Here is a 19,979-nt window from a genome sequence, read left to right as displayed (position 1 = left end):
AGATACGAGATACGAGATACTAAAGGAAAAACCCTTTCAGGATTGAGTATCACCTATCTGAAAATGACAAAGGTTGACGAATGTCGTCAACCTTTTTTGTTTGTGCCTACTGTAGAAGATCCCTAACTCGCTCGTGCCTCGCTCTTGAGGATGACGACACATTGCATTAATAAATATTGAATAAAGAAAAGCCCTTAGGACTGTAACAATCATTAGTCTTCGTCATTCCTAGACTGATGAAGGAAGGAGTAGGGGATCTTTGTAAGAGTAATAAGCACTAGTTAAAGCACACTCATCCCTTGGGCATCTAACATATCGACTAAATCGATCAGTGGTAGACCGATTAGGGTGTTCGGGTCTTTGCCTTCCATCTGTTTAAACAACGCGATGCCTAACCCTTCGCACATAAAACTGCCCGCGCAGTAATAAGGCTCTTCTTTCTCAACATAAGAGACGATCTGCTGCTCGGTTAAATCACGGAAATGCACGATGAAGGTGTCGAGACGCGTGTCAGCTTTGTTGGTCTCGCTGTTCCAAACCGAAAGACCAGTATAGAAAGTGATGCTCTTACCGCTTTGACGCGATAACTGCTCAATTGCTTTGTCACGAGTATGTGGCTTACCAATGATCTCTCCATCAATCACACAAACTTGATCAGAACCAATCACTAAGCTCGGTTGCTCTACCGCGCAAGACTTAGCTTTGTTCTCGGCAAGGCGCATGACTAATTGTTGAGGTGTCTCATTTGAAAGCGGCGTTTCATCGCAGTCTGGTTTAGCAGTAATGAAGCTTAACTGTAGTTTTTTGAGGATCTCTTGCCTAAATGGTGATGTAGAGGCTAAAACTAGTTGGTAATTTCTCATTTTAATTTACAATTCAAGGAAGCATTTATCTCAGGATAACGTAACTTGTCCTGCTATTCATAATGCTCTGAATAGGAAAGGCAGGAAAGTACATTTTTTTTGCCATTTCCTTTGACTAAACATGATTTGGAAGATAAGATTCGCGCCCTATGCAAAAGGAAAAAATACCGCGTACAGTTGATCCGGCAAGAACGGCTCAAAAACGACTGGATATGAATGGCATCATTCAAGTCAGTCTTTTAAAGCGTTTAACTGAAGCAACTGAAGGCGTAAAACGTGACGCGCAAGTCTCAATGTCATTTGGGCTTGATGAACAACGATTAGTCGTTATCTCTGGTAAAGCTAACGTCGAAGTCGATTTAGAGTGTCAACGTTGTAATGAGGTTTTCGCACATGAGTGCGATGTCCAATTTACTTATACTCCTGTTTACAGTGAGAAAAGTGAAGAGGAAGCACCGGAAGAGTACGATTTGGTAGATCTGAACGAGTACGGTGAGTTAGACCTGATTCAATTAGTTGAAGACGAGTTCATCCTTGGATTGCCACAAATAGCAATGCACGACGATGCGGACTGTAGCGTTAACTCAAATAATTTGGTGTTTGGCGAACTTCCTGAAGAAATTGAGGAAGATAAAAAGCCGAATCCATTTGATGTTTTAAAAAGCTTGAAGAAGTAACAGCTTCTTTAAGAATTTACATAGGAGTAGGGTCAATGGCCGTACAAAAGAGCAAGAAATCACGTTCAATGCGTGGCATGCGTCGTTCACACGATGCACTAACTACAGCTGCACTTTCTGTAGACGCAACTTCAGGTGAAACTCACCTACGTCACAACGTGACTGCCGAAGGTTTCTACCGCGGCAAAAAGGTTATCAACAAGTAAGGTTGACCTTTGCAAAATCTAACCGTTGCGCTTGATGCAATGGGCGGGGACTTCGGTCCTCGTGTAACAGTGCCTGCCGCCGTGCAGGCACTGTCGTATTTCCCAGAGCTAAAAGTCATTCTCATAGGTGATCGAAACGCGATCACATCTCAATTATCTTCATTAGGTCGAATGCCTGATTCTCGTTTGAGCATCCAGCATTGTGATCGAGTTATTTCCAATTCTGAAAAACCTTCACTAGCCTTACGTAATAGTCAGGGCAGTTCTATGCGTGCCGCTATCGATCTGGTTGCCGAATCACAGGCTGATGCTTGTGTGAGTGGTGGTAACACTGGCGCACTGATGGCTTTGTCTCGTTTCCGACTTAAACTCCTTCCTGGTATTGATAGGCCTGCATTGGTTTCAGCTTTGCCTACCGCATCAGGGAATCGCACATGGATGCTTGATTTAGGGGCGAACGTTTCTAGTGATGCAGATTCACTCTTTCAGTTTGCTGTAATGGGTAGTGCATTAGCGGAACAACATTTAGGTCGCGCTCCACGTGTCGCCATCTTGAATATCGGTGCGGAAGAAATCAAAGGTAATGACCTTGTAAAACGATGCGCTGAAATGTTGTCGAATACTCAGTCTGTGAATTTCATAGGCTATATTGAAGGTAATCAATTACTTCAAGATGCTGCTGATGTCGTCGTATGTGATGGTTTTGTGGGCAATGTCTGCTTAAAAACGTGCGAAGGTACAGCTCAGCTCTTTATTGATAAGCTAAAAACGCGCATGATGGCTTCAACAATAAAGGGTTGGATAGCCAGAATGTTGTTTTCTGAGCTATTTACTGAATTAAAAACCTTGAACCCCGACCAGTATAACGGCGCAAGTTTGTTAGGATTGCGCGGCATTGTCATTAAAAGTCATGGAAGTGCTGATGTGTCTGCAGTCGTCAACGCGATTGGTGAAGCAGTACACGAGGTCAAACGACAAGTCCCCAGCCGCATTAGCGATCGTTTGGAAGCGGTTTTACTCGAGAGGCATTATTAGTCTTCATGTATAGCAAAATTTTAGGTACTGGCAGCTACTTGCCATCTCAGGTGCGTACAAACGCAGACTTAGAGAAAATGGTAGAGACTAGCGATGAGTGGATTGTTGCTAGAACAGGTATTAAAGAGCGTCGTATTTCTGCGGAAAACGAAACCGTTGCTGATATGGCGTTTTACGCTGCTGAAAATGCCATTGAAATGGCAGGTATCGACAAAGAAGATATTGATTTAATCATCGTTGCGACAACCAGCAGTAGCCACACATTCCCGTCTTCGGCATGTCAGGTACAAGGTAAGCTTGGTATTAAAGGCTGCCCTGCGTTTGATTTGGCTGCAGCGTGTTCTGGTTTTGTCTACGCACTGTCTGTTGCTGATCAACACATCAAGACTGGCATGTGTAAGAACGTTTTGGTAATTGGTGCGGATGCACTGTCAAAAACCTGTGATCCGACTGACCGCTCTACTATCATCCTATTTGGTGATGCAGCAGGCGCGGTGGTTGTAGGCGCAAGCGAAGAGCCAGGTATTTTGTCTACTCATATTTACTCTGATGGTAAATACGGTGAGCTTCTAAGCCTAGAAGTACCAGAGCGCGGCGGTGATGCAGACAAATGGCTGCACATGGCGGGCAACGAAGTATTTAAAGTGGCGGTAACTCAGCTTTCTAAGCTAGTTAAAGACACCTTAGCGGCGAACAATATGGATAAGTCAGAGCTTGATTGGTTAGTTCCACACCAAGCGAACTACCGTATTATCTCGGCAACCGCTAAAAAGCTGACGATGTCGCTTGATCAAGTAGTGATTACTCTTGATAAGCACGGCAACACGTCAGCAGCTACCGTACCAACGGCCCTAGATGAGGCTGTTCGCGACGGGCGAATTAAACGTGGTCAAACGCTTCTACTTGAAGCATTTGGCGGCGGCTTCACTTGGGGTTCTGCGTTAGTTAAATTCTAACCCTAAGCGATAATCAACAAACAAGGCACATAACTTATGTGCCTTATTCAATTTTTTGCTTTGCTTAAAGGAAAATTACAATGAGCAAATTTGCTATCGTATTCCCAGGCCAAGGCTCTCAAGCTATCGGTATGCTTGCTGACCTAGGCGAACAGTATGATGTTGTTAAAAAGACATTTGCTGAAGCTTCAGAAGCACTTGGTTACGATCTATGGGCATTGGTTCAAGATGGTCCAGTAGAAAATCTAAATGAAACTTTCCGCACTCAACCGGCTCTATTAACAGCGTCTGTTGCAATTTGGCGTGTATGGCAAGAGCTTGGCCTAGAGCAACCTGTAAACTTAGCAGGTCACAGTCTAGGCGAATACTCTGCACTAGTATGTGCGGGCGTTATCGACTTTAAAGAAGCGATCAAGCTGGTTGAACTACGTGGTCAACTGATGCAAGAAGCAGTGCCAGCGGGTGTTGGTGCAATGTACGCAATCATCGGTCTAGATGATGAAGCGATTGCTAAAGCGTGTGAAGAAGCAGCGCAAGACGAAGTTGTGTCTCCAGTTAACTTTAACTCTCCAGGCCAAGTTGTTATTGCTGGTAACAAAGCAGCAGTAGAGCGTGCTGGTGCACTATGTAAAGAAGCGGGCGCTAAGCGTGCTCTTCCTTTACCTGTTTCTGTGCCATCTCACTGTGCACTGATGAAACCTGCAGCAGACAAGCTGGCGGTTGCTCTAGAAGCTCTTGAGTTCAACACGCCAGCACTGCCTGTTATCAATAACGTGGATGTTATTGCTGAAACAGACCCTGCAAAAATCAAAGACGCACTTGTTCGTCAGCTATACAGCCCAGTTCGTTGGACTGAAGGCGTACAAGCAATGAACGAGCAAGGCGTTGAGAAGCTATTAGAATTAGGTCCAGGTAAGGTTCTTACTGGTCTAACAAAGCGAATCGTAAAAACTATGACAGCTGCTGCAGTTAATGACACTGCATCACTAGAAGCTGCTAAGTAAATAACCACTTAATAGAGAAGTTATGATGAATTTAGAAGGCAAAGTTGCACTCGTTACAGGCGCAAGCCGTGGCATCGGTCGTGCAATCGCTGAACTTTTAGTTGAGCGTGGTGCTAAAGTTATCGGTACTGCTACGTCTGAAGGCGGCGCTGCTGCAATCAGCGAGTACCTTGGTGAGAACGGTAAAGGTCTTGCTCTTAACGTAACGGATGTTGACTCAATTGCAGCTACACTGAAAACCATCAACGATGAATTCGGTGCGATTGACATTCTAGTTAACAACGCAGGTATTACTCGTGATAACCTTCTTATGCGTATGAAAGACGACGAATGGAATGACATCATCGATACTAACCTAACGCCTATCTTCCGCATGTCTAAAGCTGTATTGCGCGGCATGATGAAGAAGCGTCAAGGTCGTATCGTTAACGTTGGTTCTGTAGTAGGTACTATGGGTAACGCTGGTCAAGCTAACTACGCTGCTGCTAAAGCTGGTGTAATTGGTTTTACTAAATCAATGGCTCGTGAAGTTGCATCTCGTGGCGTTACAGTGAACACTGTTGCTCCAGGTTTCATCGAAACTGATATGACTAAAGCGCTAAATGATGACCAACGTGCAGCAACTTTGGCGAATGTACCAGCAGGTCGACTAGGTGACCCTCGCGAAATCGCTGAAGCTGTGGTATTTTTGGCGTCACCTGCGGCAGCTTATATCACAGGTGAAACACTTCACGTCAATGGCGGTATGTACATGGTGTAAATTATGTGCAACATTTGTGCATGATTTAAGTCAAGATCATACGTAATTTCGGTTAAAATCGTGAAAATTGTGGTTTGACCAGAAAAGTTGACCTTGCAACTTTCAATAGATTGAATAAACTACGGAAAACATCGCATAAAGCGAACTCTGTAAAGGAAAAGAAAAAATGAGCAACCTCGAAGAACGCGTAAAGAAAATCATTGTTGAACAGCTAGGTGTAGACGAAGCTGAAGTTAAAAACGAAGCTTCTTTCGTTGATGACCTAGGTGCAGATTCTCTAGACACAGTTGAGCTAGTAATGGCTCTAGAAGAAGAATTCGACACTGAAATCCCAGATGAAGAAGCTGAGAAAATTACTACTGTTCAAGCAGCTATCGATTACGTAACTAGCGCTCAGTAATAATCTCTCCCAGGCGGTCACCTCGACCGCCTGTGTTTTATCTAACTCATCTATCCTCATCTTAAATCACCTCAATCCCCGGAGTGTAAAATCGTGTCCAAGCGTCGTGTAGTTGTCACTGGCATGGGTATGTTGTCACCGGTAGGCAACACTGTAGAATCTTCTTGGAAAGCCCTGCTAGCTGGTCAAAGTGGTATCGTTAATATCGAGCACTTTGATGCAACCAATTTCTCAACTCGTTTTGCAGGTCTAGTTAAAGACTTTAACTGCGAAGAGTATATGACTAAAAAAGATGCTCGTAAGATGGACTTGTTCATCCAGTACGGCGTCGCAGCAGGTATTCAAGCTTTAGATGATTCAGCCCTAACTATTACTGAAGAAAACGCTCCACGTGTGGGTGTTGCTATCGGTTCTGGTATTGGTGGTCTTGGTTTGATCGAAGCCGGTCACCAAGCTCTAACTGAAAAAGGTCCTCGTAAGATCAGCCCGTTCTTCGTACCGTCGACGATCGTGAATATGATTGCTGGTCACATGTCTATCATGCGTGGTCTACGCGGTCCAAACATCGCGATTTCTACTGCATGTACGACTGGCCTACATAACATTGGTCACGCTGCTCGTATGATTGCATACGGCGATGCTGACGCAATGCTAGCGGGTGGTGCTGAAAAAGCATCAACGCCACTAGGTATGGGCGGTTTTGGTGCGGCTAAAGCACTGTCTACTCGTAACGATGAGCCTCAAAAAGCTTCTCGTCCATGGGACAAAGGCCGTGACGGCTTCGTTCTTGGTGATGGTGCAGGCATGATGGTTCTTGAAGAGTACGAACATGCGAAAGCTCGTGGCGCTAAGATTTACTGTGAGCTAGTTGGCTTCGGTATGTCGGGTGACGCTTACCACATGACATCTCCAAGTGAAGATGGCTCAGGTGGTGCACTAGCAATGGAAGCGGCTATGCGTGATGCTGGCATTACTGGTGAACAAATCGGTTATGTAAACGCACACGGTACTTCGACTCCTGCAGGTGACGTAGCGGAAGTTAAGGGCATCAAGCGTGCTCTTGGCGAAGCAGGCAGCAAGCAAGTATTGGTTTCTTCTACGAAATCAATGACAGGCCACCTTCTAGGTGCTGCTGGTTCTGCTGAAGCTATCATCACGGCTATGTCTCTGGTTGACCAAATTGTTCCACCAACAATCAACCTAGATGATCCTGAAGAAGGCTTAGATATTGACTTAGTACCTCACACTGCGCGTGAAGTTAGCAACATGGAATATGCTGCATGTAACTCATTCGGTTTCGGTGGTACAAACGGCTGTTTGATCTTCAAAAAGATTTAATCATCTTATTAAAGACGTAAACACTCGTAGATAGTCACAATTAAACTTGTTTTTAAACGGCTTGATGCTTTAGCATTGAGCCGTTTCTTTTTATGGGGAAAAACATGTTTTGGGTTGATGGAGAAAGCCAGCAAACTATCGATATTTTGGATCGCTCGTTTCAGTACGGAGACGGCTGTTTTACGACAATGCTCGTGAGTGATGGTGAGATACAACATCTTCACGATCATCAGCACCGTGTCGACGAGTGCCTTAAAGCACTACGCATTTCTGCTCTTGATTGGGATGTTGTTAGTCTTTGGCTCGATACTGCGCTTCAACACATCCAACATAACGCTCTTCATGGCACAAAGAGCCTTGATGGTTCAAAGAAGCTCCATAACGCCAACAAGCCTCATAATCAAAAAGCAGGGATCAAGCTGCACGTTAGTCGTGGAGCGGGTGGGCGTGGCTACAGTACCAAGAATATCGCCAAGCCGACAATCACCATCAGTACCTTTGATTACCCAAGCCATTATTCAGCGTGGCAAGACTCCGGTGTTGAACTCGGTATCTGCCATCAAGCGCTAGGTTTGAGCCCACTACTGGCTGGCCATAAGCACAATAATCGCCTTGAGCAGATTTTGATGAAAGATGAAATGGATCAAGCTAATGAAGTGGATGGTGTGGTTCTTGATATATCGGGCAATGTGATTGAAACCACCATGGCCAATCTGTTCTGGCGCAAAGGTCAGTCGATATACACACCTCAACTCACTCAAAGTGGTGTCGCGGGGGTTATGCGTAAGCAAGTGTTAACCGCGCTGAATCAGGCTGAACTTTCCGTTACAATTAGTGACTACTGCTTATCTCAACTCATGCAAGCTGATGAGGTTTTCATGACAAACTCCATTTTAGGGGTTGCCCCAGTTACCCGTATTAGTGATACCCAATTTAACATTGGAACCGTTACTCGTAGCCTTCAAGGACAACTAAACTCGTGATCAAAAAGTTATTTATTTTTATTATCTTGTGCTTAATTGCAGCCGGTGCTGCTGGTTTTTATGTTTACAACCAAGCGCAAGATAACCTGAAACAAGGTATTCAATTAGAAAAACCACAAGTCGTGACTGTTGCTTCAGGTAGCAGCTTTAACCGCGTTCTAGCCCAGTTGATTAACGAGGGGCTGTTTGAGGCTTCTCCTTACGAGAAATTAATCCGTAAGTTACATCCTGAGCTTGTAGACGTAAAAGCGGGTACTTTCCTGCTTGAACCGGGTTTAACCTTAGAGCAAGCGCTAAAGGTGCTTGTAGAAGGGAAAGAACACCAGTTTACTATTACCTTTGTTGAAGGCAGTCGTTTTGACGAATGGCTTGTTCAGCTAAAAGACAACGAATTCATTCAACAGACATTGGATGGCGTTTCTGAAAAAGAGATCGCTGAAAAGTTGGGTATTGAAAACGAAAAGCTAGAAGGTCTCTTCTTAGCAGAAACGTATCACTACACCTACGGCACCACTGATTTAGATTTGTTGAAGCGCGCGCATCGAGACCTAATGAGCGTGGTGAATGAAGAGTGGGAAAATCGAGCGGATAAGCTGCCTCTTAAATCGCCATACGAAGCGTTAATTCTTGCATCTATCATTGAGAAAGAGACCGCTGTTGCGTCAGAACGTGAGCGTGTTTCTTCTGTGTTTGTTAACCGTCTAAACAAGCGTATGCGTTTGCAAACTGACCCAACGGTTATCTATGGCATGGGTGACAGCTACGATGGCAACATCCGTAAGAAAGACTTACGCACGCCAACGCCTTACAACACCTATACAATGAGTGGCTTGCCACCGACACCTATCGCTATGGCAGGCAAAGCGTCTATCAACGCGGCGTTGAATCCAGAGAAGAGCAACTACTTGTATTTCGTTGCGAGTGGAACAGGTGGTCACGTATTTTCAAAGAGTTTGACTGAGCATAACCGTGCAGTGCGAGCTTACTTAAAGCAATTAAGAAAAAACAGATAAAGAAATAATTATGAATCAGTCGAAATTTATCGTGGTTGAAGGCCTTGAAGGCGCTGGCAAAAGCACAGCAATCAATGCCATCGTTGAGACATTAAAAGCATCGGATGTTGAAGATATTGTTAATACTCGCGAGCCGGGTGGTACTGTCTTAGCTGAAAAGATGCGTTCATTGGTTAAAGAAGAGCACGAAGGCGAGAAGCTTCAAGACATGACTGAATTGCTGTTGATGTATGCAGCACGTGTTCAATTAGTCGAGAACGTCATCAAGCCGGCACTCGCCAATGGTCAATGGGTATTGGGTGATCGTCATGATATGTCTTCACAGGCATACCAAGGTGGTGGTCGCCAGATCGCGCGCACGACTATGGAATCACTGAAAGCAACCACGCTAGGCGGCTTTAAACCCGATCTAACGCTATATTTGGACCTAGACCCTAGAGTAGGGCTAGAGCGTGCTAGAGGCCGTGGTGAGCTTGATAGAATTGAAAAGATGGACATCTCATTTTTCGACCGCACGCGTGAGCGCTATCTAGAAATTGCAGAACAAGATGATTCTGTACTTGTGATTAACGCGCAGCAAGAAATTGAGCAAGTAGCCGCTGATATTAAAGTCGCGCTAACTGCTTGGCTCGACAAACAGTAGGTAGTCATGGCTGAAGTGTATTCTTGGCTCACACCGGTATGGAGTGAGTGGAAAAAAAGTCTCGATGTGGAGCGTTTTCCTAACTCTGTGATTGTTAATGCACCGGAAGGGCTCGGCGTTGATGCTTTGATTAGCCAACTTACCGACGCATTGATGTGCACGAACTATGAAAGCGAGTCGTGCGGGTTTTGCCACAGCTGTGAGTTAATGAAGTCGGGCAGTCATCCTGATTTTCATGTGATCTCACCCGAGAAAGAAGGTAAGTCGATCACGGTTGATCAAGTGCGTGCCAGTAACCGCTGGGCTCAAGAGTCTTCTCAGTTAGGTGGTTTGCGCGTTATTTTGCTTAACCCTGCTGAAGCAATGAACGAATCGGCTTCCAACGCACTATTGAAAACTCTGGAAGAGCCATCAAGCAAGTGCATCTTCATTCTGTCTACTCGTAACAGTAATCGCTTAATGCCGACTATTATTAGCCGTTGTCAGCAATTCAATGTGGTTAGTCCGCAGTTAGAGACAGCATCAGCGTGGTTAGATGGTGAAGTGGGCAAAGCGGTACCGCAGTATATTTTAGCACTCAATGACAACGCGCCTTTAAAAGCAAAAGCGATGTTTGAGCAAGGTGACGTTGAAGCTTCAACAAAAGCGCTCGATGGCTTTGTGAATGTGATAAAAGGCACTCAACCTGACATGCTAAAGTTCTCTACAGAGCTTAGCAAAGACCCTTTGATTCAACTTGGCTGGCTTTGGCATCTATTGTCAGATGTACAGAAGCTGCATTTTGGTTTGGCGAATCAGGCTTTCACTCCGAGTGCGAAAGCACTGTGTGAGGCGATGTCTTATCAAAGTGCTTATGCAGCATCGAATAAACTGCTGACATTGATTGAGCAGTTAAAGCAACACCCTGGGCTCAATACGGAGCTACTCATAATGAATTGGCTGATAACCACTTGCGAGGAAACATGTTCGTAGATTCCCACTGTCATTTAGACAAACTGGATTACCAAGATTTACACACCAGCGTAGAAGATGTGGTTAACAAGGCGAAGGCTGCTAACGTAGACCAATTGCTTTCTGTCGGTGTGACACTCGATTCGTTTGAAAATATGCTCGAGATGATCTCGCCGTTTGATAACGTTAAAGCCTCTTGTGGCGTTCACCCTCTCGATGTTGAAAGTGATTTCAGCCTAGAGACAATGCGTGAATACGCGAGCAACCCTAAGGTTGTGGCGATTGGAGAGACAGGTTTAGATTATCACTACCAACCAGAGACGGCGGAGCTGCAACAGCTACGATTTAAGCAGCATGTTGAGTTAGCCGTTGAGCTGAATAAACCTTTGATCATTCACACTCGTAACGCACGTGAAGACACATTAGCTATTTTACGTGATGGCGGAGCTGAGAAGTGTGGTGGTGTGATTCACTGCTTTACCGAAGATCAAGCGTTCGCTGAAGCAGCAATGGAACTAGGTTTCTATATCTCAATTTCAGGCATTGTGACCTTTAAGCAGGCTACAGAACTTAAAGAAGTTGTTAAGAACCTACCGCTAGACAGGTTGCTGATCGAGACAGATTCTCCATATTTGGCGCCCATTCCATATCGTGGGAAGCAGAATCAGCCTGCATATGTCGTCGAAGTGGCGGCCTACATTGGGCAATTAAAAGGTGTGTCGATGAAAGAGGTTGCCGAACAAACGACCAAAAATTACCAAAAACTTTTTTTGCGATAAAAATCTAAGTAAACAAATAAAAGGGAGCGAAAGCTCCCTTTTTGTGTTTTTGATCACTAAAAATAGGTTTTTTTTTAATGTTTACGAATTATGTTGAACTTGAGAGCGCTAATTATAACATTTGTAATTTTGTTACTAAAAATAACATTCGCTCCTATTTTATTTACTCAGTAAAATAATAGGACTATTGAAAAATACTTATATATTTCAATTGATTAAATGCTTGTAAAGGATTGCATTTCTAGATTTGACATGTGATCCAAGACGTGTTTTGAAACTAAATTTCGTAAGTGACTAGAAAGTTAGTTCCCCATCAATATATATTTAGCGGCAGAAAATATAATGCAATACATGGTTACATTTTCGCAGGGTGCTAACATATAGGCTACGGGGGTGTGCCGTTAGAACCCAATATAATTATTTTATCTTTATCAGGAGCATAAACATGTTTAAGAACCTTTTTGCTAGCCTGCAGAAAGTTGGTAAGTCTCTGATGCTTCCAGTATCAGTTTTACCAGTTGCGGGTATTTTGCTAGGTGTCGGTGCAGCAGATCTTCCTTTCATTCCAGAAATCGTTTCAAACTTAATGGAACAAGCTGGTGGTTCAGTATTCGGTCAAATGGCACTACTGTTCGCAGTAGGTGTTGCACTTGGCTTTACTAACAACGATGGTGTAGCGGGTCTAGCTGCTATCGTTGGTTACGGCATCATGACTGCTACACTTGGCGTAATGGCTGGTGTAATGGGCGTTGATAAAATCGATACTGGTGTACTAGGTGGTATCCTAGTCGGTGGTGTTGCTGCTTGGGCATTCAACCGTTTCTTCCGTATTCAACTACCAGAGTACCTTGGCTTCTTCGCTGGTAAGCGTGCTGTGCCAATCATCACAGGTTTCTCTGCGATTGGTCTAGCAATCCTACTATCTGTAGTATGGCCACCAGTTGGCGGCGCTATCTCTGCGTTCTCTGATTGGGCTGCTCACCAAAACCCACAAGTGGCGTTTGGTATCTACGGTATCGTTGAGCGTTCTCTAATTCCATTTGGTCTTCACCACGTTTGGAACGTACCTTTCTTCTTTGAAGCTGGTACTTGTGTAAACGCTGCTGGCGAAACTCAAAACGGTGTTCTTACTTGTTACTTAGTTGCTGATGACGCATCTCGTGCAGCGGGCAATGGCTTCGGTCAGCTAGCTGGTGGTTACATGTTCAAGATGTTCGGTCTACCTGCTGCTGCAATCGCGATTGCACACTCAGCTAAGCCTGAAAACCGCGCTAAAGTAATGGGCATCATGGCTTCTGCTGCGTTGACTTCATTCCTAACGGGTATCACTGAACCAATCGAATTCTCTTTCCTATTCGTTGCTCCAGTACTGTACGCAATCCACGCTCTACTAGCTGGTTCTGCATACGTTCTTGCGAACACTCTAGGTTTTGTACACGGTACATCTTTCTCACACGGTCTAATCGACTTCCTAGTTCTATCTGGCAACGCGTCTAAGATGGGCCTAATGGTTGTATGTGGTATTGCTTACGCTGCAATTTACTACATCGTATTCCGCACTGTGATTAAAGCTCTAGACCTTAAAACTCCAGGCCGTGAAGACGAGACTGAAGAAGAGTCAGTTGCGACTGGTTCTGAACTTGCTGGTGAGCTAGTTGCTGCATTCGGTGGTAAAGCGAACATCACTGGTCTTGACGCTTGTATTACTCGTCTACGTGTTGCAGTAGCTGATACAGCTCTTGTTGACCAAGACAAGCTGAAGAAACTAGGCGCTGCAGGTGTTGTAGTAGTAGCGGGTGGCGTACAAGCTATCTTCGGTACTAAGTCTGACAACCTTAAGACAGACATGGATGAGTGGATCCGTAACAACGGTTAATTCTCTGATTCAATAAATTGAAAGGAGGCCGAAAGGCCTCCTTTTTTGTTTTCTGCTCTATGAAAGATCTATTGTGCTTAATCTCCATTAACTCAGATACTTATCATTCAACTCGATCAGTTGATGGTTGCTCTTAAATTTTTCGTGTCTTTTATCTTTTACCTAGCGATGACACCTTTCGTTATTATTCCAGTAAACTACCGCTTTTAAACACAGTCTGAGAATATTATGAAACATCGTTACTTGATCGGCCTTATGTGCTGCAGCGGAGCCTCGTTTGCTCACGCTTCTGAAGCTCCAGCTTTGGAAGTTGGACTTGCCGTTGACCAAGACCTGAGTGTCGTTGTGGAATTTGATCAGAAATACCGTGCTACGATTGGCAATGACGGCGCTGCCTTTGATTACATTTTGAAGCGTGGTCAGTTCGAGACTGAAGCTCCGTTGAGCTGGTACGTCGGTGCTGGTGCTTGGGCTGAATGGAATGACGACTTTGGCTTACGCTTGCCGTTAGGCGTGAAAGTGAATTTCTACGAAGGTTGGAATGCTTACGCTCAAGTTCACCCTGAACTCGATATGTATAAAGGTGTTGAGTTGCAAGTGGGCGGCGCTTTAGGTGTTACCTATAAGTTCTAACCTGAACTAAAACCGTTTTAATAATGAAAAAACCAGCATTTAGCTGGTTTTTTAGTTTGGGCCGATCTTATATTTTTGCTTCATTGAGCCGCTTAGAAAGTAAAACTCAGTCCGACATTGGCTTGGAATTGGTTCATCCAGTCGGTATCAAAGCGAATGATGCACTCTTGCCCGTTATTTGGGATAGTACAAACACCGGAGGTATCGTTGTCGACAACCGTGCCTAACCAACGTACTTGTGTGTTCAACGCTAGTCGGTCACTAAATTTGTACTCTAAGCCACCAAAGATAGAAGTTGAGAATCCATACTTATCTTTTGCCCAGTCTACATCGACGTAAGAAGCACCCAGGCCTAGCCCTAGATAACCCGACAACACAGGCGAAGCAGGGTAGTACTTGGATAGCTTGACTTCGGTCGGTGTGATCTTGTCAGGCAGAGTCGCCCCGCGTTCGAATTGCGGAATGTCTTGAATTGAAGATTGGACTAATTTCAGATTGGATAAAATGGAAATGAGATAAGAATCGAGGTTTTCAATGTCAGTCATGCGTTGCAACAAATCGCCTTTTTCAATCACACCTACCATGGTAAACACATCCTTTATTTTGGTTTTAGCGGTTCGGGCCTGCCGAGAAAGTACCCCTGAAAATAGTCAATATCTAACTTTTTCATACTCATTAAAGCGTCTCTCGTTTCAATCCCTTCAATAAGAGTTTTTGCACCAATGAGTTTAGCAGATTTGATGGAGCGCATAAGAGGTGACTTGTCACCCGACATGTATCGATTTAGCAATGACATATTCAGCTTAACAATATCAGGGCTTATCTGACTTAATCTCTCATGATCGCTATCGGTGCCGGAAAAGTCGTCGAACGCCACTTTAAACCCGTCGTTCTTGAGCTGTTGCGAGGCAACGCCAAGAATGTAATTCGAGTCATATGGAGTTTCGATAAACTCCATAATGATATTGTTTGCGCGCATGTTAAGCGACCTGAGAAATCGCTTTTTGTAGAAATCGTTAATGCTACCAATGGCAATGTCTTCACAGCAGGTAGGGGATAGGTTGAGAAATAATAGCCAGTTCTTTTTGCTTTTCTGCCGAGCAGTCGCAAAGTTTTTAAGGTGGATTAGCTGACAAAGGTTGCTGATATTAGCCAAATCTCGCTCTGCAATGCTCTCATTATGAAAGATGGCGTTTGGAGGAATGCTTTTACCCGTCGAATCGGTCGCTCGCACAAGGGCTTCTAAGCCGATTTTCTTGTTATTTGAATCATAGATAGGCTGATAGACGCTGGTCAATGTCATGTCATGTCATGGTATTGAGCCGTGTACGCGCCGTTGCTCTCGATAGAGAGGGTGTTGGTGTTTCGGTTGGGTGTTTTGACGATCATGAAAAATTTGTCACTTTTAAGAAAACCCACACGGATGAACCATGTGGGTTTCTATGTTACTTCGACTTTCTCAATCGCGTAAGGGCGAGTAACCCAAATAACGAAAACAGTCCTGTTGAGCCGCCGCTACTGCCACCACTGCCACTACCGTCGCTACCGTCGCTACCGTCGCTACCGTCGCTACCGTCGTTATCTTCGGGTAACTCTTTTGCTATTACCGAACTGATAGGGATAATGGTGTTATTGGTATCGTTTAAATAAAGCTCTACGTTACTGTCAGTGCTTTGAGCTACGCCGTTTGGGTTAACCGTCAGGGTAAGCTCGCATGACTCGTAAGTGTCGAGGCTTACATTGCAGCCAGTGACCGTGAAATTGTCCATATCACCCGTTAAGCTAGGGGCTACGTAGTCGGTAAACTGAGTCAGGTTTTGCACTTTAAATGTACTGGTGATTGAGTTGGTATCACTCTCAACAATATCAAAAATCATTTCTGACGGCGCAGTGACTTTGTTGATGGCAGTAGCAATGTTTTCTAGGTACATGCCAATGATTGCAAACATATTTTGAGTGTGATCGAAAGACTCAGAAGTCGCTAGCATTAAAGCGTTACCATCTAAGACCATCGGTGTGCCTGAATCCCCTGAACTTGCCGTTCCACTCACCACAGTCGGTTTGACGATAAGGTAATCAAATGTTCGATATTCGCATTCGACAGATGAACTATCACAGTTGGTGGTGGTATCTAATGAATCAACAGCCTTACTAGGGTTGTAACCGGCATTATCAAAAGGGATCTCAAGCGTGGTTTCTTGCATTACGGTTGGAGCTGAATTTGTTTCATCGTTCCCCCAACCACGAAAGGTAAACGTATCCCCTGTTTCTAAATAAAACGCTTCGCTGATACTATCAAAAATAGGCTTAATGGCTGCTTGATGTTGCTGCGGTATTTTTTCTGAAAGCTGAATGAGCGCAATATCTCGTTGTCCTGAAATACGCGCCCAATCCAAATTAAACCAGACATGTTGAAATGCGAATTTCGACGCGCCATGTACGGATTCAATGTAGGCTAACTCATTCAACATAGAGTTGTAGGCAGATTCAAATGTACCGTAGACATCAAGGTTTGAATAGGTGGTGCTAATCCCGTCAGCATATCGCTCAACGCCCTTGTAAACGGTAATGGAATTAGACGCCCCACTGTCAAGCCAAGGCAGGTATTCAGTGTAATTCGATGTGTAAGCACTATCACCAGTACAGTGTCCCGCCGTAAGGATGTATTCGCCAGAAATCAGTAAGCCGCCACAGGTCGATGTTAGCCCCTCTGGATCAGAGACTTCAAAGCGTACTGTATGGTCGCGGTAGTCAGCTTCGGCAACGTCCGTTCCCATGCGTACCGCACTGGCATTTAAGCTCGTTAACACTGTCAGCACACCGACAGCAATTGTAGTTTTTCTTAACATCATATGTTCTGTATTCCTTGAATCTAATGCGGGTCGTTAAGTTTCTAATATCTCATAGCTTTTTAAGGGCGCAAGCTTTTGCATGTTAGCCTTTTTGTTATCCCAATAAAAGCATGTAAATTAAAAGTGCGAATAGCAGCGCAAAAACTCTTTCAAGCAAGACACTCATTAAGAAATAAGCTAAGTCTTTGGCGGCGGTTTTGATGAAATTAAACATGGTATGACTCCGAAATTCGTGTTGCTGATACATCTATATCATCATGGAAAATACACTTCGCAAGTCGTCAGTGACGTTTAATCTAGTTTATGCCCTTTGCTCTTCGCGCCTAATTAATCAAACACTTCAAACAATTTATTGGTACTAGCATCACGATCAAACTCAATAAGTGAAATTCGATTTGCGGTGGCAAAAGCCATCATAATGTTGAACCAATCACTCATCGACTCGAATCTATTCAGGTTTACTATATCGTCTGTGCCGTTTTTTAAATCTTCAGGCTCGGCGGTTAGCAACTTAATGAAGAATCCGTATTCGCGCTCCATGACTTGACATGAATTAGATTGATCTTTAGCAAAAAAACTCAACTGTTCAGCGTCTTGCTCGGTTAAGTGACTTGTTGATAAAGCCATCGTCACATAAAGTTCAATGTTGCTTTTGGCGTGTAATTTATCGATCTCGGCTTGAACGGTTTCAATCATGTTAATTCCTTATCTCTCATCCCTTTTAGGGTTAATTCTGCAAAGTCTTTACCTTTCAGTTGAGCGATTTGCCAAATGTATTCATTCGCAATCAGTGAAGGCCAAAGCTGTTCTTGTACCATCACTCCAATCCCTCGCCCCAAAAGTAAAGGGTTACTCTTGTAGGGCAACAGTCGTCTTTGCCCCACATCAATGCGCTCATCTGGCGTTAATCGGCTCACTTACCCCCCCCAACCCGCGAGCAATGTTCAATTAAGTCGCTCATCGAGACTGACTTAACGCTGCGAATAATGCGGTGCTGATAGGGCATACTATTTCGAATGATCTCAGCGTTTCCCCCAAGCCAAGTGTAAAGCTGACTTAGTGGCTTCTGGTCGTTTTGCCACGTGTAGGCACCATCATCAGGCTTTGGTGGTATCTCTTGTTCAAAGTTATCAACCTCCATTTCAATGATCTGAAGATGCTGCTTTGAAGGTGCAGGTATTGGATGGAGGAGCTTAGGTTAAGCGTTTCTAATTCCGAGCTCTGATTGGAGTAGAAGAAGCCGATGCGTCCTTTTTCAAGTGGCGTTTCAATGGCAAAGGTGTAATTTTCAGAGCCTTTCATGTCATAGGTTTTACCGTCCTGGTCTTCGACACTGCCACCGCCGGTATAACCTACCATAGGTGTAATGATGATCTCCGGCGAAGCATACGCGCTTGAAACGGAGAGAAGCGTAATCAGTGCCATCATATTTGCTTTGTTATTCATGAGTATATCCTTATCCATACACTTACTAATTGTGATGGTTACATCAATATTGTGAGACTAATTTCGACGATTCTTGAAGATACTTCACACACCTGATAGTACTTAAATAGAGACTCGACAAATTAATAATAAGCCAGAGGTGTCTATGGACCATAATCTGAAAAATGCCCTACAAATTACCGTGTTTATCTACATGATCATTCTTTCATTTGGCTTTATTGCGATTGGTAGTTAATACCATCTATTGCGAGGCTGAGTTTTGATACTCAGGGAATAATGAACAGTGGGATTATAACCAATATTGATACAGCAATAGACTTGGATTATTACGCTAAGTTTATTGCTGGAAAAACAGCACTGGTCGCTCAAGGTGGCGGACAGAGAAGTATTTTTACTTCTGGAGTGCTGGATGCCTTTCTTCTCTCAAATTTTGACCCCTTCGACGAATTTTTTGGTACCTCAGCAGGTGCTCTCAACTTATGTGCTTATCTGTGCCGTGATAAAGGCCTTGGACGTTCTTTTGTTCTCGACCTCACAACCTCACCAGAGTTCTTCAATCTCTTTTCCTATATACGACACAGAAAGAACCTAGGATTAGAATGGGCGCTAGAACAAATCATGGCTTACCCATATAAGCTCGATCTGGATTTAGGGCGACAAACGCTAGGCGATCGCCACTTCTATGCGGCTGTAACGGATTCCAAAGACTTACGAGACCACTACTTCCCATTATTGGGCGAAGATTGGTACAAGGTGATGATTGCGACCTGTGCTATTCCTCGCTTGTACAATGACGAAGTCTTTATTGGTGACAGTGCTTATGTGGACGGTGGTGTATCGGCGTGTATCCCAGTTCAGGAAGCCTGGCGAAGACAAGCTCGTTCTATTGTGGTGATTCGTACTGAGCCAGTGGTGGAGGAAGGTAATACCCATTTGGTTGAAGCACCAGTTAAGGGATCTTCAGTCAAAGCGCCTAAACCTATATCTGCAGAAGAACTGGAGTGGTTCCGCGAATCTTTCGACAGTGTTCAAGGCCATTGGCAACAGAAAGTGGAACAGTGGAAAACCGACTGGACCTCTTTCTTCCAACAACAAATTATGCGCTCAAAAGAGCAGAAGCGTGACCGTGGGCATTTAGACCTGCTGAACGGTGGTCGCTGGCTATTTGGTGCAGATGATATTTATCGCTTAAGTCATTTAATCGGAGATAAGTTTGATTCAGGGTTGGCTGACATGCTGATGGTGCATTATCAGACCTACTCATTGACTCAGGATTTTTTGAATTCGCCACCAGACGACGCGTTTGTGGTTCAGATAGCACCTAGTCAAACGCTTAAATCGAGCTCATTAATGAGTCATAAAGATGATTTACTGCATGATTACGAATTGGGTTTAGAAGCCGGTTACCGATTTGTGGAGACCTATACCTCAACGGAAAACGCGCGCAATTCTCATATGCCACAGTTAGCCACCATTGCTGCTGGCAAGTAATTCTCGAAGTTGATGAGCTAGCATACTGTGAGCTCGTTATGCTGTTTAAGCAGATTTTAGTGAGTCGTGTTCT

22 protein-coding genes and 2 pseudogenes are annotated in these 19,979 nt (G+C 44.3%); 17 read left to right on the top strand and 7 right to left on the bottom strand.

Translation table 11 applies throughout. The features are described from left to right. Positions 1 to 281 precede the first annotated feature (281 nt). Complete coding sequence (locus tag AB4138_RS04145) at positions 282 to 863, bottom strand: nucleoside triphosphate pyrophosphatase (protein WP_372305071.1); 582 nt, start codon at positions 861 to 863, stop codon at positions 282 to 284. Between the two features lie 149 nt (positions 864 to 1,012). Here AB4138_RS04145 and yceD point away from each other — a divergent pair, with 149 nt between their 5' ends. From yceD to AB4138_RS04070, 15 genes are all read left to right on the top strand, one after another. Then, positions 1,013 to 1,540 carry a 23S rRNA accumulation protein YceD gene (gene yceD / locus AB4138_RS04140; RefSeq protein WP_017630536.1) on the top strand — a complete coding sequence of 176 codons (528 nt, stop codon included), beginning with the start codon at positions 1,013 to 1,015 and terminating at the stop codon, positions 1,538 to 1,540. A 35-nt stretch (positions 1,541 to 1,575) separates the two neighbouring features. Continuing rightward, positions 1,576 to 1,746, top strand: a complete 171-nt coding sequence (gene rpmF / locus AB4138_RS04135) for a 50S ribosomal protein L32 (RefSeq protein ID WP_004737376.1) — start codon at positions 1,576 to 1,578, stop codon at positions 1,744 to 1,746. A gap of 9 nt (positions 1,747 to 1,755) precedes the next feature. Then, positions 1,756 to 2,781: a phosphate acyltransferase PlsX gene (plsX, locus tag AB4138_RS04130; RefSeq protein ID WP_017062152.1), complete on the top strand. Its 1,026-nt coding sequence runs from the start codon at positions 1,756 to 1,758 to the stop codon at positions 2,779 to 2,781. Between the two features lie 5 nt (positions 2,782 to 2,786). Beyond that, entirely contained in the window at positions 2,787 to 3,737 is a 951-nt protein-coding gene (locus tag AB4138_RS04125) for a beta-ketoacyl-ACP synthase III (protein ID WP_010437276.1), read from the top strand. 80 nt (positions 3,738 to 3,817) lie between these two features. Next, positions 3,818 to 4,741 carry an ACP S-malonyltransferase gene (gene fabD, locus AB4138_RS04120; RefSeq protein WP_017063479.1) on the top strand — a complete coding sequence of 308 codons (924 nt, stop codon included), beginning with the start codon at positions 3,818 to 3,820 and terminating at the stop codon, positions 4,739 to 4,741. Between the two features lie 25 nt (positions 4,742 to 4,766). Next, positions 4,767 to 5,501, top strand: a complete 735-nt coding sequence (gene fabG / locus AB4138_RS04115) for a 3-oxoacyl-ACP reductase FabG (RefSeq protein ID WP_026084209.1) — start codon at positions 4,767 to 4,769, stop codon at positions 5,499 to 5,501. Between the two features lie 166 nt (positions 5,502 to 5,667). Further along, entirely contained in the window at positions 5,668 to 5,901 is a 234-nt protein-coding gene (gene acpP / locus AB4138_RS04110) for an acyl carrier protein (RefSeq protein ID WP_004737381.1), read from the top strand. A gap of 93 nt (positions 5,902 to 5,994) precedes the next feature. After that, positions 5,995 to 7,239, top strand: coding sequence for a beta-ketoacyl-ACP synthase II (gene fabF, locus AB4138_RS04105; protein ID WP_019821243.1), 1,245 nt, complete (start codon positions 5,995 to 5,997; stop codon positions 7,237 to 7,239). A gap of 104 nt (positions 7,240 to 7,343) precedes the next feature. Continuing rightward, positions 7,344 to 8,222 (top strand): aminodeoxychorismate lyase, encoded by an 879-nt coding sequence (pabC, locus tag AB4138_RS04100; protein WP_065583975.1) that lies wholly within the window; start codon positions 7,344 to 7,346, stop codon positions 8,220 to 8,222. Continuing rightward, entirely contained in the window at positions 8,219 to 9,235 is a 1,017-nt protein-coding gene (mltG, locus tag AB4138_RS04095; protein WP_372305068.1) for an endolytic transglycosylase MltG, read from the top strand. Before pabC ends, mltG begins: the two co-directional genes overlap by 4 nt. A gap of 10 nt (positions 9,236 to 9,245) precedes the next feature. Then, positions 9,246 to 9,878: a dTMP kinase gene (gene tmk, locus AB4138_RS04090; protein ID WP_372122651.1), complete on the top strand. Its 633-nt coding sequence runs from the start codon at positions 9,246 to 9,248 to the stop codon at positions 9,876 to 9,878. A 6-nt stretch (positions 9,879 to 9,884) separates the two neighbouring features. Next, positions 9,885 to 10,850 (top strand): DNA polymerase III subunit delta', encoded by a 966-nt coding sequence (locus tag AB4138_RS04085; RefSeq protein WP_372305065.1) that lies wholly within the window; start codon positions 9,885 to 9,887, stop codon positions 10,848 to 10,850. Next, complete coding sequence (locus AB4138_RS04080; RefSeq protein WP_017067206.1) at positions 10,841 to 11,608, top strand: TatD family hydrolase; 768 nt, start codon at positions 10,841 to 10,843, stop codon at positions 11,606 to 11,608. The genes AB4138_RS04085 and AB4138_RS04080 overlap by 10 nt, the downstream gene beginning before the upstream one ends. A 445-nt stretch (positions 11,609 to 12,053) precedes the next feature. Next, on the top strand, positions 12,054 to 13,484 hold the full coding sequence (gene ptsG, locus AB4138_RS04075; protein ID WP_017062145.1) for a PTS glucose transporter subunit IIBC: 1,431 nt from the start codon (positions 12,054 to 12,056) through the stop codon (positions 13,482 to 13,484). Between the two features lie 228 nt (positions 13,485 to 13,712). Then, positions 13,713 to 14,117, top strand: coding sequence for a hypothetical protein (locus tag AB4138_RS04070; protein ID WP_017069043.1), 405 nt, complete (start codon positions 13,713 to 13,715; stop codon positions 14,115 to 14,117). Positions 14,118 to 14,209: 92 nt separating this feature from the next. Here the strand turns inward: AB4138_RS04070 and AB4138_RS04065 are convergent. The 6 genes and pseudogenes from AB4138_RS04065 to AB4138_RS04040 all read right to left on the bottom strand — a co-directional run. Beyond that, positions 14,210 to 14,518, bottom strand: a pseudogene (locus tag AB4138_RS04065) (porin family protein); the annotation flags it as partial. Positions 14,519 to 14,715: 197 nt separating this feature from the next. Continuing rightward, entirely contained in the window at positions 14,716 to 15,420 is a 705-nt protein-coding gene (locus AB4138_RS04060; RefSeq protein WP_372305063.1) for an EAL domain-containing protein, read from the bottom strand. Between the two features lie 142 nt (positions 15,421 to 15,562). Then, positions 15,563 to 16,969 (bottom strand): trypsin-like serine protease, encoded by a 1,407-nt coding sequence (locus tag AB4138_RS04055; RefSeq protein ID WP_372305061.1) that lies wholly within the window; start codon positions 16,967 to 16,969, stop codon positions 15,563 to 15,565. A 327-nt stretch (positions 16,970 to 17,296) separates the two neighbouring features. Then, on the bottom strand, positions 17,297 to 17,665 hold the full coding sequence (locus AB4138_RS04050) for a hypothetical protein (protein ID WP_372305059.1): 369 nt from the start codon (positions 17,663 to 17,665) through the stop codon (positions 17,297 to 17,299). Beyond that, positions 17,662 to 17,886 (bottom strand): hypothetical protein, encoded by a 225-nt coding sequence (locus AB4138_RS04045; RefSeq protein ID WP_372305057.1) that lies wholly within the window; start codon positions 17,884 to 17,886, stop codon positions 17,662 to 17,664. Before AB4138_RS04045 ends, AB4138_RS04050 begins: the two co-directional genes overlap by 4 nt. A gap of 235 nt (positions 17,887 to 18,121) precedes the next feature. Continuing rightward, a pseudogene (locus tag AB4138_RS04040) lies at positions 18,122 to 18,415 on the bottom strand (porin family protein); the annotation flags it as partial. Positions 18,416 to 18,560: 145 nt separating this feature from the next. On the opposite strand from AB4138_RS04040, the gene AB4138_RS04035 reads away from it, so the two are divergent. Both AB4138_RS04035 and AB4138_RS04030 read left to right on the top strand, forming a co-directional pair. Continuing rightward, complete coding sequence (locus tag AB4138_RS04035) at positions 18,561 to 18,650, top strand: YnhF family membrane protein (RefSeq protein WP_100214626.1); 90 nt, start codon at positions 18,561 to 18,563, stop codon at positions 18,648 to 18,650. Positions 18,651 to 18,691: 41 nt separating this feature from the next. Continuing rightward, positions 18,692 to 19,906 (top strand): patatin family protein, encoded by a 1,215-nt coding sequence (locus AB4138_RS04030; RefSeq protein ID WP_136982864.1) that lies wholly within the window; start codon positions 18,692 to 18,694, stop codon positions 19,904 to 19,906. Positions 19,907 to 19,979: the final 73 nt, after the last annotated feature.

Origin of the sequence: Vibrio sp. 10N.286.52.C3, assembly GCF_041468865.1 — a bacterium.
Classification (GTDB): Bacteria; Pseudomonadota; Gammaproteobacteria; order Enterobacterales; family Vibrionaceae; genus Vibrio; species Vibrio crassostreae_C.
Note: the sequence above shows the minus strand (reverse complement) of the source record. Positions and strands in the feature narration are given on the sequence as shown.

Bases quoted from the DNA above. Each gene is read 5' to 3' on its own strand.
- AB4138_RS04145 (WP_372305071.1), bottom strand. From the start codon at position 863: ATGAGAAATTACCAACTAGTTTTAGCCTCTACATCACCATTTAGGCAA.
- yceD (WP_017630536.1), top strand. From the start codon at position 1,013: ATGCAAAAGGAAAAAATACCGCGTACAGTTGATCCGGCAAGAACGGCT.
- rpmF (WP_004737376.1), top strand. From the start codon at position 1,576: ATGGCCGTACAAAAGAGCAAGAAATCACGTTCAATGCGTGGCATGCGT.
- AB4138_RS04125 (WP_010437276.1), top strand. From the start codon at position 2,787: ATGTATAGCAAAATTTTAGGTACTGGCAGCTACTTGCCATCTCAGGTG.
- fabD (WP_017063479.1), top strand. From the start codon at position 3,818: ATGAGCAAATTTGCTATCGTATTCCCAGGCCAAGGCTCTCAAGCTATC.
- fabG (WP_026084209.1), top strand. From the start codon at position 4,767: ATGAATTTAGAAGGCAAAGTTGCACTCGTTACAGGCGCAAGCCGTGGC.
- acpP (WP_004737381.1), top strand. From the start codon at position 5,668: ATGAGCAACCTCGAAGAACGCGTAAAGAAAATCATTGTTGAACAGCTA.
- pabC (WP_065583975.1), top strand. From the start codon at position 7,344: ATGTTTTGGGTTGATGGAGAAAGCCAGCAAACTATCGATATTTTGGAT.
- tmk (WP_372122651.1), top strand. From the start codon at position 9,246: ATGAATCAGTCGAAATTTATCGTGGTTGAAGGCCTTGAAGGCGCTGGC.
- AB4138_RS04085 (WP_372305065.1), top strand. From the start codon at position 9,885: ATGGCTGAAGTGTATTCTTGGCTCACACCGGTATGGAGTGAGTGGAAA.
- AB4138_RS04080 (WP_017067206.1), top strand. From the start codon at position 10,841: ATGTTCGTAGATTCCCACTGTCATTTAGACAAACTGGATTACCAAGAT.
- ptsG (WP_017062145.1), top strand. From the start codon at position 12,054: ATGTTTAAGAACCTTTTTGCTAGCCTGCAGAAAGTTGGTAAGTCTCTG.
- AB4138_RS04070 (WP_017069043.1), top strand. From the start codon at position 13,713: ATGAAACATCGTTACTTGATCGGCCTTATGTGCTGCAGCGGAGCCTCG.
- AB4138_RS04060 (WP_372305063.1), bottom strand. From the start codon at position 15,420: ATGACATTGACCAGCGTCTATCAGCCTATCTATGATTCAAATAACAAG.
- AB4138_RS04055 (WP_372305061.1), bottom strand. From the start codon at position 16,969: ATGATGTTAAGAAAAACTACAATTGCTGTCGGTGTGCTGACAGTGTTA.
- AB4138_RS04050 (WP_372305059.1), bottom strand. From the start codon at position 17,665: ATGATTGAAACCGTTCAAGCCGAGATCGATAAATTACACGCCAAAAGC.
- AB4138_RS04035 (WP_100214626.1), top strand. From the start codon at position 18,561: ATGGACCATAATCTGAAAAATGCCCTACAAATTACCGTGTTTATCTAC.
- AB4138_RS04030 (WP_136982864.1), top strand. From the start codon at position 18,692: ATGAACAGTGGGATTATAACCAATATTGATACAGCAATAGACTTGGAT.